The following is a 15,222-nucleotide window of genomic DNA, read 5'->3' on the forward strand; positions in this document are numbered from 1 at the left end:
CGGGTGTCCAGCGCGGCTTACTGTTGTTCGCGTCTGCGTCGTAATAGAAACACGGCAGGAATCACAAACAATGACAACAAGGGTGCGGTGACCATGCCACCCACCATCGGAGCCGCGATGCGGCTCATTACCTCAGAGCCGGTACCGCTGCCCAGAAAAACAGGTAACAGCCCGGCAATAATGACGGTGACGGTCATCATTTTAGGCCGAATGCGCTGAGCTGCACCTTCTACAATCGCCTCGGTTAGCGCAATCGCATCCGTATTCCCCGCGTCCACTCGCCGTTGCCATGCCTGCTTGAGGTATAGCAACATAATCACTCCAAATTCAGCCGATACTCCTGCAAGCGCAATGAAACCAACCCCGGTGGCAACGGATAAGTTGTACCCCATGAAATACAGCAACCAAACCCCGCCCGTTAGCGCAAAGGGCAAAGTAACCATAATCAGTAGAGCTTCATCGAAACGTTTGAAGGCGAGATACAAGAGCAAAAAAATAATGGCAAGTGTTGCCGGTACGACCCACTGCAAACGGGCATTGGCGCGTTCCATAAATTCAAATTGCCCCGAGTAATTCAGGCTCACACCCGCAGGTAGTTTTACTTGGCTGGAGACCGCTTCGCGAAGCGATGCCACTGTGGATGCGAGGTCGCGACCGTGCACGTCGATGTACACCCAGCCCGTGGGCCGTGCGTTTTCGCTTTTGAGTATGGTCGGCCCATCGTTGATCGCAATGGCGGCAACAGTGCCCAAGGTAATTTGACTGCCCAGGGGCGTGATGATGGGTAAATTGCGCAATTTTTCGAGGCTGTCGCGCCATTCACGCGGGTACCGCACATTGATGGGAAAGCGCGCGCGGCCATCGACAACTTCACCGATATTGTCGCCACCAATCAAACTGCTCACCACCGATTGTGCTTGCGCAATACTTAATCCATAACGTGCTAAGGCCGCGCGATCCAATTGAATATCAACATAGCGCCCACCGTTTAATTGCTCGGCAATCGCGGAAGAAACACCATCAATTGTCTTGGCCGTTTGCGCAATCTGTTGCGCAACCTGATCTATCTCCATGAGATTGTTGCCAGCCACTTTTACACCGATGGGGCTTTTAATTCCGGTGGCCAACATGTCGATGCGATTACGGATAGGAGGAATCCAAATATTCGCGAGCCCCGGTACTTTTACTTTTGCATCCAGCTCGGCCATCAATTTTTCAACCGTCATACCGGCACGCCACTGATCGCGCGGTTTGAATTGCACGGTTGTTTCAAACATCTCTAACGGTGCGGGATCGGTTGCACTGTTACTGCGTCCAGCCTTACCAAATACACGTGCAACCTCCGGTACAGTTTTAATTAACCGATCTGTTTGCTGTAAAAGTTTGCTGGCATTTTGCGCGGTTAATCCTGGTAACGCGCTCGGCATATACAACACATCCCCTTCATCCAACTGGGGTAAAAATTCGCCGCCCAATTGACTGATCGGCCAAGCGGTAGTGAGTAATAAAAAACTTGCGAGAACGAGAGTACGTTTTGGGTTACGAAGAACGTTTGCGAGTAATGGCTGATAAAAATTGATTAACCACCGGCTCACAGGATTATTTTTTTCGTGCGGAATTTTTCCACGAATCCAATAACCCATTAACACAGGAATTAATGTGATGGACAATGCAGCGGCAGCAGCCATTGCATAGGTTTTGGTGAATGCTAATGGCCCAAATAAACGACCTTCCTGTGCTTCCAACGTGAACACCGGAATAAACGATAGCGTAATAATTAACAGCGAAAAAAACAGCGCGGGTCCAACTTCTACCGCAGCTTCTGTGATGACTTGCCAACGCATTTCACCGTGAAGTGTTTCGTTAGGATGTTGGTGCTCCCAGGCTTCAATATGTTTGTGCGCATTTTCAATCATCACAATCGCAGCATCGACCATAGCGCCAATGGCAATCGCGATGCCGCCAAGCGACATGATGTTTGCATTAACTCCTTGGTAATGCATCACGATAAACGCCACCAGCATTCCCAGCGGCAGCGAAATAATCGCGACCAATGATGAACGCAAATGCCACAGAAAAAGGCCGCACACCAAGCCCACCACCAAAAATTCTTCAATAAGTTTATGGCTTAAATTTTCCACAGCTCGGTCAATTAATTGGCTGCGATCATAGGTGGTAATTACCTCGACTCCAGGTGGCAAACTAGCTTTTAGTTGTTCGAGTTTCAACTTTACAGCAGCAATGGTTTCGCGGGCATTGCCACTGGAACGCATGACGACGACACCACCGGCAACTTCACCTTCACCGTCAAGTTCGGTCACACCGCGCCGCATCTCCGGGCCGACTTGCACGAAAGCAACATCGCCCACGGTGATGGGTACGCCATCGACCAATTTGATGACCACGGCTTTAAAATCATTGAGGGTTTTAAGATAGCCAGTTGCGCGCACCATAAATTCGGCTTCGCCCAGCTCCATCACACCACCACCGGTTTCCTGATTCGCCTGGCCAAGTGCAGCGATGACCTCTTGATGAGTGAGCTTTAAGCTGGCCAGTTTTACCGGATCTACCACCACCTGGTATTGTTTGACCATGCCGCCAATGGCCGCTACTTCGGCCACATTGGGCAGCGGGGCAAGCTCAAAGCGCATAAACCAATCTTGTAACGCACGCAGTTGGGAAAGATCGTGCTTTCCGGTTCTATCGATCAACGCGTATTGGAAAATCCAGCCCACACCTGTGGCATCGGGTCCTAACGACGGTTTTGCATTGGCCGGTAACTGTGATTGGATTTGGCTTAAATATTCCAGCACACGCGAGCGCGCCCAGTACACATCAGTTCCATCATCAAACAAGATGTACACATAACTATCGCCAAACATGGAATAGCCACGAACGGTTTTAGCGCCAGGTACCGACAACATTTTACTGGCGAGCGGATAAGTCACCTGGTTTTCAACCAACTGAGGCGCTTGACCGGGAAAGGTTGTGCGCACGATTACCTGCACATCGGATAGGTCCGGCAAGGCATCAATGGGCGTGGTTTTGATGGTCCAAATACCCCAGCCAGCAATGAAAAGTGTTCCCAGCAAAATCAATAAACGGTTGCCGACCGACCAACAAATAAGGCGCGCAATCATGGCTTCTTCTCCGCAGGAGGGTTGCTTTCAGATTTCAGTGAGTCAATGACAAACGTACCCTCGGCTTCGTGCGCACTCACGCGCACTGAATCACCCACCTTAAAACCTTTAGCTACAGCGGCGTTCGCGAGCGGGAACGTCATGGTCATACCGGGCATAGACACTTGTTTACTGGCTTGCTCAATGAAGTCGCCATGTTGTAGACCAACATCCTTATTCGATAGGCTGACAATACGTCCGCTGGCTTGGTGTGTCTTGATGACGGTTGCTGACGTGTTCGACATGGCCGATGATGGTAATGGCTCAGGTGCTATCCCCATCAGGGACGCTTCCGAATCCAGCAGGAACTGGCCACTCACCACGACGTCTTGCCCCTCCTCAAGGCCACCGGTGACAAGCGTTTGATCACCGATTTCCGCCCCAAGCATCACGCTGACCGGACGAAAATGGTTATCAGCATCAGACACCATCACCAGGGTACGTTTGCCGGTGCGAATAACCGCCTCCGTGGGTATGAGCAATCCGGTATCGGTTTGGGCACCGTTAAGCACGACACGACCACTCATGCCAGGCTTAAGGAGTCCGTTGGGATTGGGAAGCACGACACGAGCGGTCAATGTCCGAGTGGCATCATTTGCGGAGGGCAATACCGAATCGACTTTGCCAGTGACTGGCATGTTGCTTGTGGCTGCCGCATAAAAAGCCACTGAAGCTCCAGGCCGTAAACCTGAAGCGTCGGCTTCAGGAATAGCAACATCCAACCACAACGAATCAACACTGGTAATGCGAGCCAGGGTTTCTCCACTCGATAACGACATGCCGGTTTTTATCTCCAGCGACTCAATAACACCACTGATCGGCGCCGTTATGGTGATACGTGTTTCCGGTTTTCGGGTTCGCTCCACCTGGTCAATCAAGGCATCGGGCATACCCTGTAAACGTAGGCGTGTACGCAAGGTTTCTAATAAGCGAGGGCTGCTGAGCGCCTTGGAAGCCAGTAATTCATTTTGATTGTTGAGCCATTCGGGTACGTAAAACGTCGCAATGGGTTGGCCCGCCGTGACCTTATCGCCCGGTGCCAATGGCCAGGCTTTCTCAACAAACCCGCCAGCACGCAACTGGATAACGGCCTGGTTACGTTCGTTAAAACGTAAGGTTCCTGGTAACTCATGCTGCGGGTGCAGTGGCATACGCATTACCTTGGTTTTGCGCATACCGAGATTTTGCACCTGGGCTGGGTCAACTTGAAGTGAGTTCATGGCCGTCCCGGACTCAGCGTATTTAGGCACCAGCTCCATATCCATAAACGGCGACTTACCCGGCTTATCAAAGTGTTGCGCAGGCGCCATGGGGTCATACCAATAAAGGACTTTGGGTGCCGTTGAGTCAGGCTGTTTTGCCGGTGCCGATGGGTGCAGTGGCGATTTAACGGCAACGAATGTCACGACTGCACCCAGGCCAATACCCAGGGACAATACCAGCAGCTGCCGCAGCGGCGTTGAAGAGGAAAACATGGTGTTAACTCCAATCCTATAGACGAAAAATAACATCCATCCGCCGGTATAGCGGACAGCATTCATCGAGAAGATCAGACGTTAGTGGGAGGTCGCCATACCGAAGCGGGATCAAACGAAGCCACAAAAGGCGTCGCTATCCCAAGGTAGAAGCGTTTTTCAGACGCGGGACTAAAGGTAGGTGTCGAGAAGGAAAATACCTGGCAGCTGATGTTACAGCCATGACAGGTTTGCATCTGCTGGCAATCCATTTTGCCATCGCCGTCGCAACAATCTGGAGCAACTTCATCCGTCGAAGACGCGGCCATGGTGGATTTTGCAGGACAGCTAGGCACCGACAGCAGTGTACTGGCCGCCACGTGAAGGGGCAGCAACAAGCTCAGTAGCAATGTGATGAACAATGAATATCGGCGCATATCTGGACTATAGTAGATAAACCCTGCCTGTTGAACCCCTCGCAGGTAAAAACAAGTCTGGCAGTATGATAAACATTCATGTTCATTGCATATAATTCAGTACGACGAATAAAGGAACGGCATCGTGGAAAATGACAGACGGCAGTTTCTTAGGGCGCCCATCAGTGGGGTAGCGCTCATTTATGACAGTAAAATAGAGCCAACTGAACTGATTGATGTCGGGATTGGAGGCATGCGTGTATCAGGCAAATGCACGTTTTCCATCCATGAGCCAGTATGGATTGAATTTACGTTTGTGCGAGACGCTGAAATGGTTTGGGGTAAACGTGCCAGAGCTACGCTTAGACGTTCAGAGTACGATCAGAGTAAGAAGCGTTTTATTATGGGGTTCGAGTTTTTGAGCCTCACCGAGTTTCAGCAATACGTTATTGCAAATGCAATAGGTTGAATTCCTAGCGTGAAAGGCGTGGCATATTCATCATTCTGACCTCGCTCCAGAACCTTGCAAATAGTGTAAGAAACCTCTATCTTAAATGTGCAAATGCCCAACGACATTCTTCGTTGAATCTTATCTCAGCTGCACACTAGGTATGCAATTGCAGCAAGGCGAAAGCCTGACCTAATACTTTGCCACCCATCGGGGAGTCTAATTCTCCCCAGCTAGGGTCGGTCTTAGCTCCTTCGATTTATTCACTTAAATAAATCCTGGAGCAACCCATGAAAACTTCATTCAATCTTTCTGAATTCCGCACTGTTAGCGCAGATATGGATCTAACAATCTCTATTGAGGTTGCTGATTCTCGTGTGCCTGACAACAAGTTTATTGCTCAAGATTTAACTCTTGAGCAGTACAACGAGTGTGTTGAATTCTTTAGGGCGCATGACCACATCTTTGCCATGAATATGGCCAAAGAAAAGTTTTGCAAGTAAGTCGTTTTCCCTGATTCGCTTCAAGCGATTAGGGAATCCTCCCAAAAGCCTTCCAGGAGGGTTTTTAGGTGGGTTCCCTAATCAAAAAAAACTTGGAGTAACAATCATGGCTAATGAACAAACTTTCGATGTAAACAGTCGTCATGTGATGAGTGTAGATTTTAATGGTACCAGCGGTTTGTGCGATGTAGTTGTGAGCGAAAAGCAAAGCGATCGAACATTCACAAAGTCAATGGTGTTAGCGCAATACAATCAGTTGGTAGATTGGCTTCGTGAAAATGATCATGGATTTGCAATGATGTCTATTCGTTCTTATTTTTGATTAATTGAGGTCAGTATGCCAGTGAACATAAAAGCCCCTCCTATCTTGGCGGGGGCTTTTTTTTAATTAATCGAGGTGTGAGTCTAAAAAAATGAACGGAATTCAAAGTGTTCCAGAAATGTTGCTGAACTATGTCCCACTGATTTTTGCTATTTCAATTTTATTATTGTATTTCGTTCAACGCAGATTGAAAGCATTAAAAAGTGCTCAATGGATTGTCGAAAACCAACATAAGCCAGTGCCTCCGGAGGCATTTGATAATCTCATTGACTATGCAGAGAAGCTTGGTAAAAAAGACCGAGTGTTGAAGATACTTCAGAAAGCACGGATTGAACTTGGGCATGAAAATCTAAAGGTAGGACACATTGCTTGGCTAAGCATAGTGGGGTTGGAGGAAAGTACGCCCGTGAACGATATTAACATTCCATCTTTTGTTAAAAATCAAGACAAAAAAATGGAGTAATTTTTGGTTTAAAACGGTGGTGATAAATATGATTAAGCGTTATTTTTCCCACGCCTCAATTTGCTCGATGCTAAGTGCTCCCGACCGTATTGCGTCTAATTTTAAGTGCATCTTTATGTCACTGACCTGCCAATCTATTGGAAGGTTGCGTTGACTAAGATATTCATGGCGAAAAGAATCATCCTCGTGAAATTTCTTTCGCTGCAAAGCCGTTTCATACGAAAAGCCTGATGAGTCCCCGAAAAACATTTCATAGTGGCATATAACCCCTTGTCGTGTTCCAGGGTACATTCGATGGAATTCACCAATAAGATTGCCGATGGCAGCTAGGTCATTGATGTGTCGCTCTTGTAGCACACCATCCTCAAAATAGCGCTGCAAAATCTGTTTTCGGTAGCGCTCAGAATTGTAAAATTTAACGCGCAATCTCTTCTGGCGAATATCTAATAAGCTCTCATCTCCATAAAACCATTCGTATTTATTTTTTGGCTGCCCGTGAGATGTATTGCTTTCAACGAGGGATTCCAATTTTTGGAGGAACTCCATCGGTTTAAGATCATGATCACTTTCAAACTGATCTTTGGGAAGTTTTTCTTTGTGTGCTTTCCTTTCAATCTCCGATTCTTTAAAAACTTCGAACTCCGCTTCATCAAGTGCCATGGCTTTTGCTTTATAAGCCATAAACATACTTTCGGCTAAACCACCTGAAAGACCTCGTTCTTCGTAAATTGTCTTGCTCACAATTACATATTCATTGTTGCTGAGGGGGCGATACATTTTTAAACCTCCAGCTCATTAATATTTTGGTTTGGCATTTTATCATCGCTGCTGAGTCTGGATATGATGCGGTAAGCAGTAGCTTTGCCAATTTTGTATTTTTTCAATAGTTGCGACATGGGCATTCCAGCCTGTTTATCGTTGAGTAGCTCGATTTCCTCACTATCTGATAGCGAGGAGGGGCGGCCAAACTTGATGTTAAGTTCTTTGGCTTTTGCTATCCCTTCGGTCTGGCGTTCCCGTCTTAAATCATTTTCAAATTCGGCGATCACAGCCAGCATGTTGAACAAGAGTTTTCCACTTGGGGTAGAAGTGTCAATATGCTGGTCCAGAACAATCAAATCGATCCCCTCTTGGGTGAATCGATCCGAAATTTTAGCTAAATCCAATACGGACCTTGCGAGCCGGTCAAGCCGAGTCACAACCAAGCGATCACCCTCACGAATGTAATCCATACATGCCTTGAATTGTGGTCGCAAGTGCCCAGCCTTGCCGCTGGCTTTCTCCTGGTATATCCGAGCACACCCGGCACTCTTAAGCCGCTCCAGCTGAATATCCAGACTTTGGCCGTGGCTACTAACCCTCGCATATCCGACTACGGTCATAATTCCCATAAACTCTAAGACTATTTGAGAATCTAATTATGGGAGTAGTTTTGAGAATGTCAATTGGTTGGTCTCAAAATGTCTACATTTTGGGATGAAGGGAACTTTTGACCTACGCCCAATCCTTCATAGATAATATAAATTTGCAGGAGGCAAACATGGCAAAAATAACGATGTCGGTAAACCTAATCACCCAGGCCGACCATAAATTTTATTCTGGCACGCTTGAGACTGATGTCATTGCATCCACGTGCACCACTAATCCCCGAGAAAGTGATCCCGTAAAAGGGTTTCAGAGAAAGCTCGATCCTAAACGAGCGCAAGACATAGCAAATTATATTCATGCTGGGGGTACCATTCCATCAAGTATTATCCTATCTGCGCAAGCCCAAGCTAATTTCGTTTATAATTCTAGAAATAGAAGCGTAACATTCGATGTTGAACCAAATGCTTTTCTCATATTGGATGGACAGCATAGAGTTTACGGATTTAGCATAATTGCAAAAAAATACCCTTCTATAAAATATCGTATTCCTGTAATTATTTTTACTGATCTAACTGTGATGCAGGAAGCGCGACTCTTCATAGATATAAATACATTACAAAAGCCCGTGCCGAAAGAATTGCTATTGGATATCAGAGCGCTTGCAAAACAAGAAGGTAAGGAAGAGGAATTGTTGAACGAGTTATTCGGATTGTTTGAGTCGCAAAATGATAGTTTTTTAAAGAACAAACTCTCCAGATATGAAAAGAAAAAAGGAAAGATATCAAAGGTTACATTTTACGATTCATTAAAGCAGATTATTCGTGAATTCCAAATTACTGACACCGAGCGACTTTATAAGGTAATTAACACGTATCTCAATGCAGCAAACGATATTGCTACTAATAAAAACATATCGCTGATTGATGAGATCACTAAGGCGACTGTATTTAAAATTTTGATTGCGCATTCAAAAACAATTATATCTGTTATCACAGACAATCGTCCGGAAGATGTTACAAAAATAAGCGCCTTTAAAAAACAGCTAGAGAAATCCTTGGCTAACTCGTTAGATGACGTTCTGACATCAACCTCATACACAAAGACGGTGGATAGTCTTGATAAAAAGCTATTTAAAGTGAAGAACGTTGTAATCTGATGGACGCCAAAAAGCTTGCCCGCTTGTTTCTTCCAAGAACCTTCCCAGGAGTTGCAGAAGTAAAAAGCGCCTCTCAGGGGAGGGTTTTAGATAATCTTCATAGCATTGAATTCTATACCGACCGCATAGATGGTCCTATGGAAACACCTGTGATTACCTTGGGAGTAATTGATAAAGCTGCGCTTTGCCGTTCGCTGATGGGCGAGGCGCATAATTTCTTTCTAGCAGCGATTGTGTCTCAAGGGCGAGCTTGTCAGGTTCAGGAGCAAAATGCCTCTTGGCAAGCTGTTGAACATTACTACGCCGCTTACTATGCAATTAATTATCTAGTGAGATTGACTGGTAAAAGTTTGACAAACATGGACGAAAGGGCAAAAAGAGAAATTTTGAGGCTGCAAATCGGCACCGATAAGCGCGACTACATTCCCACTGGGCTTTATGTTTTAGTAGCCGTGGACGAAGATGCAAAAATAAAACTTACGTTGGAAAAGAAAAGCGATAAGGGCGGCTCTCACAAAGACGCTTGGAGATTGTGGGATAAATTAATATCTGATATTGAGGTTGAGACCGCGGACGATATTGAAGAATATGCTGACCTATCACTAACTCTTAATGAGCATATGAAATTTATCCGAAGCAATTCAAACCCAATCGAAACTCGTTCGGGTATCAACTATAAATTCATAGGCGGGACATGGATTTTTGAGGAAAAGCAGGACGACGTAAGGAAAATGCAGTTGATGATAGAGGATTCAGCGCTTCACGCGAATATGAGTTCAAAAGGGCCGAGGCAAATGATTATAAATAACGATTTAGTTATCGGCTTAGCAAAAGAATATTTTAAAGATAATGCAACCCGAAATCCAAAAAGCATCGGAAGCAAGTTGTGTAACAAATATAAGCGATTTATGGAGCCACAATGAAATCAGTTAGTCCACGGTACGGTATTGCTGAATGGTACGGTAAAGATATTACAAGCCTAACAAATCACGAAAGACAATCTCTTGGTTTGATAGCGATCAAGCAAGAGGGTGGTGAAACTCAACAGGCGATCCCGATATGCCCCTTTCTATCAAATTTAATTCCAGGAGCTCTTTGTAATAAAGCTGGGGGCGTTTGCTCGATCCGCAAAATAGGAACGCCTGACGGTACCATCGGTACAATAGTGCCGGGAGACGCGGTGGTTACGGTGTGCCCTTCAAGATTTCTTCAAACACTTGAGGACGGGGCAACTTTATTTTCCTGGATTTCCGAAAAGATGTTGGATCTTGCGAACCCGACTGTTGTGAAAGAGACACCATTTCTTCGAAAGATCTCTGAGTCGCAGAGGGACGTCGAAACGGAGCTGGACATGCAACAGGAAGCCGTAGAAGAAGGAAAAAAGGCCGGTAGAATCGATTGGATATTGGTAGATCCTAAGACAATATCGTCGCCAGAGTTATCGTGGTGTGCGGTAGAAACTCAGGCGCTCTATTTCTCAGGGGGCAACATGAGAGTTGAGTTTTCTGCTTATGCTAGTGCGCCAACCGAAGTATTATTCCCTATTGGCAAACGAAGACCAGATTATCGTAGTAGCGGCCCCAAAAGATTGGCACCCCAGTTGGATGTAAAGGTTCCTGTTCTTAGGAATTGGGGTAAGAAAGTCGTAGTGGTGATAGATAGGTATTTCTTTGCCAATATGAATAATTTAATTGACGCATATCCAAGAGCCAAGAACGAACAGGAAAAAAGAGACAATGCTGACGTTGTATGGTTCGTTGTTGACTACGCCGAAGACTTGAAAATGAAGCGCTACAAGGTTGTCTACACTTCCTTGGAGAGCTCAAGGCACGCGCTGAATGCAACGGAGCCTTTGAGTAAAACAGACTTCACAAACGCTCTACGCCAAGTGATTAACAGCAATAATAGGCAAAATAAAGTATTTAAGGCTTCAGAATAAGTAGCTCACGAATGACCTCGTGATGAGTATTTTTCATCGGCACAGCTTCCACCCTGAATCCGTACTTTTCTGCCAGCGTGCGTACTTCAGGTGCGTCATCATAAGTTAGCATCACAGATCCCAATACTTTCGACATCGTCGAAAACAAATGTTCGTGATCAATAGCGTTATGAGTGTAGAGCCTACTGCCAGCCTTTTTCCCGCCGGCAGTGTAGGGTGGATCCACAAAAAAGAATGCTGAAGGATCGTTTGCAAATAATTTTATGGTTTCAAATGCATCGCCTTGGTTAAACGAAATTCTATCTCTCACAGAGCGAATGATGTTAATTCGTTTGACCAAAGTTTCTGGGTACCAGCGGGATAGTAAACCTTTGCCATCCTCTCCGGCTTTTACCAGCCCGGCACCTGGAGCCATGATACCGCCTCTTTGCATTCTATTTTTAATGATGGTTCGGAATGCTTGGGTTTTAAAAGATTTAGGATTGCCATCCAAAATTTTTCGCACTGAATCCAAGCATACTTCAAAATTTAATATCTTATTGTTAAGCCAATTTACATCAGCGTCACTACCAGAAATCAGCGTCTCCCAAACAGCTGCAACATCATCATCCAACTCTGTCATCACAACTTTATGGGCTAAACTTTCAGCGGCCGCCGTGAGACTAGCCATAGCGCCGCCAGCGAAGGGTTCAACAAAAGCGGATGGCTTAGACTTTGAGTTTAGTAACCAACGGCGAATTTCAGGAACGAGCCAGGTTTTGCCCCCAGGGTAGCGAAAAGGACTTAACTGTTTTACTTGAGATACATTGGTTGGAGATTGAATTGATTGTATTTGCTGAACAAGCATAGTCAACGCTTCAGCTTTGGATGGATCAATAAGATGGCCACGTAGACCTTCAAACGCTGGTTTACACTCATTGTGCACTAACACAGTGGAACGAGTGACTCCCTGTTCTTTAAGCCTGCTCAATCTACGGTTTTGTCGTTGTAATGCTGTAGAGTCCATGGCGCCTCCGTGAATGTTTACGGAATTTAACTATGGATTGCTAGCAAAGTCAATCCGTAAATGTTCACGGAGGCGCTAGCGACTGGGAAATGATACTGTATATAATTACAGTTTGAAAGGGCTTATTTAATACGGAGAATAATGGCGCCACGCAATGGTAAAAATTTGAACAAGGAATATATATGAATTGGGTTGGTGCTCGCTGGTGGAAGTTCGACTTTCACACTCACACTCCTGCGTCCTTCGATTACGGGCGTGGTGATCAAAACGCCATGAGAATCACGCATAGAGATTGGCTGCTTTCATTTATCAATAAGGGCATTCAGTGTGTCGCGGTAACTGATCACAATTCGGGCGCGTGGTTGCCTGAACTACAGCGCAGCGCGGAGGTCCTTCGAGCCGAGGGGCATACCATATTTGTATTTCCGGGTGTGGAAATTACCGCGAATTCAAATATACATATCCTAGCCATATTTGATCCAACGGCGACCGGGGCAAATGTAGAGGCGATTATTGGCGCAGCAAAATTTCGCGGCACCAGAGGCGATAGCGATGCCGTGTCTGAAGAAAGTCCGGAGCAAATTGTTGAAGAAATTCGGAAGAGTGGCGGAGTAGCGATACCAGCGCACATCGATATGAAGGCAGGGTTATGCCAGCTAAGTTCGCATACCGTTAATCAAACGGCGAAAAAGTCGTCAGCTGTTGAGATTGTCAATCCGACTCTTGAAAATCAATATGCGCCGCTATCCCGATATCGGAATTTAAATGTAGGGCTCCCGGAAATAATTGGTTCAGATTCTCACCATCCAAACGAAGTGGGGCGCGCATTTACCTGGGTAAAAATGGGCGAGCCTTCTATCGAAGGGCTTAAATTAGCGCTTATCGATGGTTCATCATCCATACGTAGGTCTGATCAAACATCTACTGATCCGAATAAAACTTCAAACATGATTTTGCAATCGCTAAGCATTGCAAATGCAAAATATGCTGGAAGACCTGCCGCATTGACCGTGCGTTTCAATCCATGGCTCAATTCAATTATTGGGGGGCGAGGTAGCGGTAAGTCCTCGTTGCTAGAATTTATTCGTATAGGAATGGATCGAAGCAAAGATTTAACAGAGCTTCAACCGAACAACGAAATTAGGCGCGTATTCGAGCATTTTATCCAGAAATCCGGCGGTCGGGATTCTGAAGGTGTCATGTTGGATACTACGGAAATAAACTGCATATACACAAAATATAACGTCAACTATTTGTTGCAATGGAAATATTCGACGCAAAAAGTCTCTGCATTTAAATCGGATGGGCAGCAATGGATTCCAGAGCCCGGTGATGTGCATTCGAGATTTCCAATAAAAATATTTAGTCAAAAGCAAATATTTGATTTGGCAAAAAATCCAAACACCTTGCTTAAGCTAATAGATGATTCCGATTTTGTGGATTATGCATCGTGGTCCATGCTTTGGGAGGAAAAAAGAAATCTCTTTTTGAGACTTTGTGGGCAAAAAAGAGAGCTGGAAGGAAAAGTTAAAAGCAAGTCAGTACTAACTGGAGCTCTGGCAGATGTTCAGAGAAAGATAGAGATAATCGAGCAGTCTGGACACGCCGACATTCTACAAAAATATCAATCCGCCGTGTCACAAATGGATGCATATCTGGCAACGATGAGATATCTAAATGACGTTAAGCGTAAGCTTGGCGAGACAGTGGGTTCTATAGCTCCCCTTGCGCCATTTCCTCTGGAGTCTCTAACGAGCTCGGACCCAAAATTTACAGAAAACTACAATCAATTAACTGTGGCACTCCAAAACCTTACGAATGAAGTTAAATACTCTATCGTTCGCTATGAGGATGCCATTACAGGTTTCAAAGTTTGGTTTGAACAAAGCGCAACCTCATTAAATATTAACACTAGCAAGGACAGCTACAATCAGCTAGTTACTAACCTAGAAGCTGCCGGAATCGGAAATGTTGCTGACTACGGAAAGCTACTCACACAGAGGGCTGAGTTGCAGGGCCAGATTAATGCGTTAACTGCAATCGAGGTTGAGTTGAATTCGGTGGCCGGCCAAACAGACGTGGTATATCGAGAATTGGTGTCGTTGCGCAGTCAATTAACTGTCAGACGCGCGAGCTTTTTAGACACATTTATAAAACAGAATTCGTCCATTTCTGTAGCTATCGAGCCGTTCATGAATGATGAGGAAATTGACTCTTCTTTCAGAAAGTTAATTGGACGATTGGATTCTACTTTTTCGTCAGATATTTATGACGCAGAGCGTAGCACTGGAATATTACAAGCACTTCTTTCAAAAACACACAGTACAGCATTTGACCTTTCAAGTTTAGAAGGGCTGAATGCCCGTCTCGACTTAATATACAAGTTCAAAATTGATTTGTTAAATTATAAAAACGGAGCCGTCCTCGATGTCGGACTGGGCAAGCGTTTTGCGGATTTTCTTTCTCAGTTACCGATTCAAACCTTCGATCAGCTCGCATTTTGGTTCCCAGAGGATCGATTAACTTTGAAATTCCTTGACGGAAATAGACTCAAGGACATATCTCAAGGATCGGCTGGCCAAAAGGCAGCGGCAATATTGACATTCCTATTGTCTTACGGTGAGGAGCCGCTGTTGTTAGATCAGCCAGAGGATGATTTGGATAATGGATTAATAACTTCCATGATCGTTTCAAAGTTACAGGAAAACAAAGGACGCCGACAGATTTTCGTGGTGACTCACAATCCAAATATTGTTGTGAATGCTGACTCGGATTATGTAATTGCATTGCAATCAAAAGGAAAAATTGAACTGCTGGCCGCAGGTCCTTTACAGGATGGTGCGGTTCGAAGAAATGTCTGTGAAATAATGGAGGGCGGTGAAATTGCCCTCCAGAAGAGATATAAGCGAATGTTCAATATATAAAATGTACACCGATGTTGATCAACGATTTCCTAATGTGGTTTATC

General features: G+C 45.4%; 13 protein-coding genes. 8 read left to right on the forward strand and 5 right to left on the reverse strand.

The window, feature by feature from the left end; translation table 11 throughout:
- Positions 1-17: 17 nt before the first annotated feature.
- A complete protein-coding gene (locus IE104_RS12855) occupies positions 18-3,140 on the reverse strand; it encodes an efflux RND transporter permease subunit (protein WP_189419155.1) in 3,123 nt (1,040 codons plus the stop codon).
- Entirely contained in the window at positions 3,137-4,654 is a 1,518-nt protein-coding gene (locus IE104_RS12860; RefSeq protein WP_189419156.1) for an efflux RND transporter periplasmic adaptor subunit, read from the reverse strand. Before IE104_RS12860 ends, IE104_RS12855 begins: the two co-directional genes overlap by 4 nt.
- 540 nt (positions 4,655-5,194) lie before the next feature.
- Between IE104_RS12860 and IE104_RS12865 the strand changes: the two genes are divergently transcribed.
- From IE104_RS12865 to IE104_RS12880, 4 genes are all read left to right on the forward strand, one after another.
- Entirely contained in the window at positions 5,195-5,518 is a 324-nt protein-coding gene (locus IE104_RS12865) for a PilZ domain-containing protein (protein WP_189419157.1), read from the forward strand.
- Positions 5,519-5,787: 269 nt separating this feature from the next.
- The gene (locus IE104_RS12870) at positions 5,788-6,000 is read left to right on the forward strand and encodes a hypothetical protein (RefSeq protein ID WP_189419158.1); all 213 of its coding nucleotides are present in this window, start codon (positions 5,788-5,790) and stop codon (positions 5,998-6,000) included.
- Between the two features lie 106 nt (positions 6,001-6,106).
- The gene (locus tag IE104_RS12875; protein WP_189419159.1) at positions 6,107-6,322 is read left to right on the forward strand and encodes a hypothetical protein; all 216 of its coding nucleotides are present in this window, start codon (positions 6,107-6,109) and stop codon (positions 6,320-6,322) included.
- A 91-nt stretch (positions 6,323-6,413) separates the two neighbouring features.
- Positions 6,414-6,785 (forward strand): hypothetical protein, encoded by a 372-nt coding sequence (locus IE104_RS12880; RefSeq protein WP_189419160.1) that lies wholly within the window; start codon positions 6,414-6,416, stop codon positions 6,783-6,785.
- 39 nt (positions 6,786-6,824) lie between these two features.
- Here IE104_RS12880 and IE104_RS12885 read toward each other — a convergent pair whose 3' ends face one another.
- Positions 6,825-7,562 carry a hypothetical protein gene (locus IE104_RS12885; RefSeq protein ID WP_189419161.1) on the reverse strand — a complete coding sequence of 246 codons (738 nt, stop codon included), beginning with the start codon at positions 7,560-7,562 and terminating at the stop codon, positions 6,825-6,827.
- 2 nt (positions 7,563-7,564) lie between these two features.
- The gene (locus IE104_RS12890) at positions 7,565-8,176 is read right to left on the reverse strand and encodes a recombinase family protein (RefSeq protein ID WP_308429297.1); all 612 of its coding nucleotides are present in this window, start codon (positions 8,174-8,176) and stop codon (positions 7,565-7,567) included.
- Between the two features lie 149 nt (positions 8,177-8,325).
- Between IE104_RS12890 and IE104_RS12895 the strand changes: the two genes are divergently transcribed.
- From IE104_RS12895 to IE104_RS12905, 3 genes are read left to right on the forward strand one after another with little or no spacing between them, the layout of a single operon-like run.
- Positions 8,326-9,309: a DGQHR domain-containing protein gene (locus IE104_RS12895; RefSeq protein WP_229837901.1), complete on the forward strand. Its 984-nt coding sequence runs from the start codon at positions 8,326-8,328 to the stop codon at positions 9,307-9,309.
- Positions 9,309-10,232, forward strand: a complete 924-nt coding sequence (locus IE104_RS12900) for a hypothetical protein (protein ID WP_189419163.1) — start codon at positions 9,309-9,311, stop codon at positions 10,230-10,232. Before IE104_RS12895 ends, IE104_RS12900 begins: the two co-directional genes overlap by 1 nt.
- Positions 10,229-11,248 (forward strand): NotI family restriction endonuclease, encoded by a 1,020-nt coding sequence (locus tag IE104_RS12905; RefSeq protein WP_189419164.1) that lies wholly within the window; start codon positions 10,229-10,231, stop codon positions 11,246-11,248. Before IE104_RS12900 ends, IE104_RS12905 begins: the two co-directional genes overlap by 4 nt.
- Here the strand turns inward: IE104_RS12905 and IE104_RS12910 are convergent.
- Positions 11,232-12,254: a DNA adenine methylase gene (locus IE104_RS12910; protein ID WP_189419165.1), complete on the reverse strand. Its 1,023-nt coding sequence runs from the start codon at positions 12,252-12,254 to the stop codon at positions 11,232-11,234. The two genes, IE104_RS12905 and IE104_RS12910, sit on opposite strands and share 17 nt — an antisense overlap.
- A 182-nt stretch (positions 12,255-12,436) precedes the next feature.
- Between IE104_RS12910 and IE104_RS12915 the strand changes: the two genes are divergently transcribed.
- A complete protein-coding gene (locus tag IE104_RS12915) occupies positions 12,437-15,178 on the forward strand; it encodes a TrlF family AAA-like ATPase (RefSeq protein WP_189419166.1) in 2,742 nt (913 codons plus the stop codon).
- Positions 15,179-15,222 lie beyond the last annotated feature (44 nt).

It is taken from the genome of Cellvibrio zantedeschiae (genome assembly GCF_014652535.1).
Lineage (GTDB): Bacteria > Pseudomonadota > Gammaproteobacteria > Pseudomonadales > Cellvibrionaceae > Cellvibrio > Cellvibrio zantedeschiae.

What these genes read in the sequence shown, in the direction of transcription:
- IE104_RS12855 (WP_189419155.1), bottom strand. Translation starts at nt 3,140, where the DNA reads ATGATTGCGCGCCTTATTTGTTGGTCGGTCGGCAACCGTTTATTGATT.
- IE104_RS12860 (WP_189419156.1), bottom strand. Translation starts at nt 4,654, where the DNA reads ATGTTTTCCTCTTCAACGCCGCTGCGGCAGCTGCTGGTATTGTCCCTG.
- IE104_RS12870 (WP_189419158.1), top strand. Translation starts at nt 5,788, where the DNA reads ATGAAAACTTCATTCAATCTTTCTGAATTCCGCACTGTTAGCGCAGAT.
- IE104_RS12875 (WP_189419159.1), top strand. Translation starts at nt 6,107, where the DNA reads ATGGCTAATGAACAAACTTTCGATGTAAACAGTCGTCATGTGATGAGT.
- IE104_RS12880 (WP_189419160.1), top strand. Translation starts at nt 6,414, where the DNA reads ATGAACGGAATTCAAAGTGTTCCAGAAATGTTGCTGAACTATGTCCCA.
- IE104_RS12885 (WP_189419161.1), bottom strand. Translation starts at nt 7,562, where the DNA reads ATGTATCGCCCCCTCAGCAACAATGAATATGTAATTGTGAGCAAGACA.
- IE104_RS12890 (WP_308429297.1), bottom strand. Translation starts at nt 8,176, where the DNA reads ATGGGAATTATGACCGTAGTCGGATATGCGAGGGTTAGTAGCCACGGC.
- IE104_RS12895 (WP_229837901.1), top strand. Translation starts at nt 8,326, where the DNA reads ATGGCAAAAATAACGATGTCGGTAAACCTAATCACCCAGGCCGACCAT.
- IE104_RS12900 (WP_189419163.1), top strand. Translation starts at nt 9,309, where the DNA reads ATGGACGCCAAAAAGCTTGCCCGCTTGTTTCTTCCAAGAACCTTCCCA.
- IE104_RS12905 (WP_189419164.1), top strand. Translation starts at nt 10,229, where the DNA reads ATGAAATCAGTTAGTCCACGGTACGGTATTGCTGAATGGTACGGTAAA.
- IE104_RS12910 (WP_189419165.1), bottom strand. Translation starts at nt 12,254, where the DNA reads ATGGACTCTACAGCATTACAACGACAAAACCGTAGATTGAGCAGGCTT.
- IE104_RS12915 (WP_189419166.1), top strand. Translation starts at nt 12,437, where the DNA reads ATGAATTGGGTTGGTGCTCGCTGGTGGAAGTTCGACTTTCACACTCAC.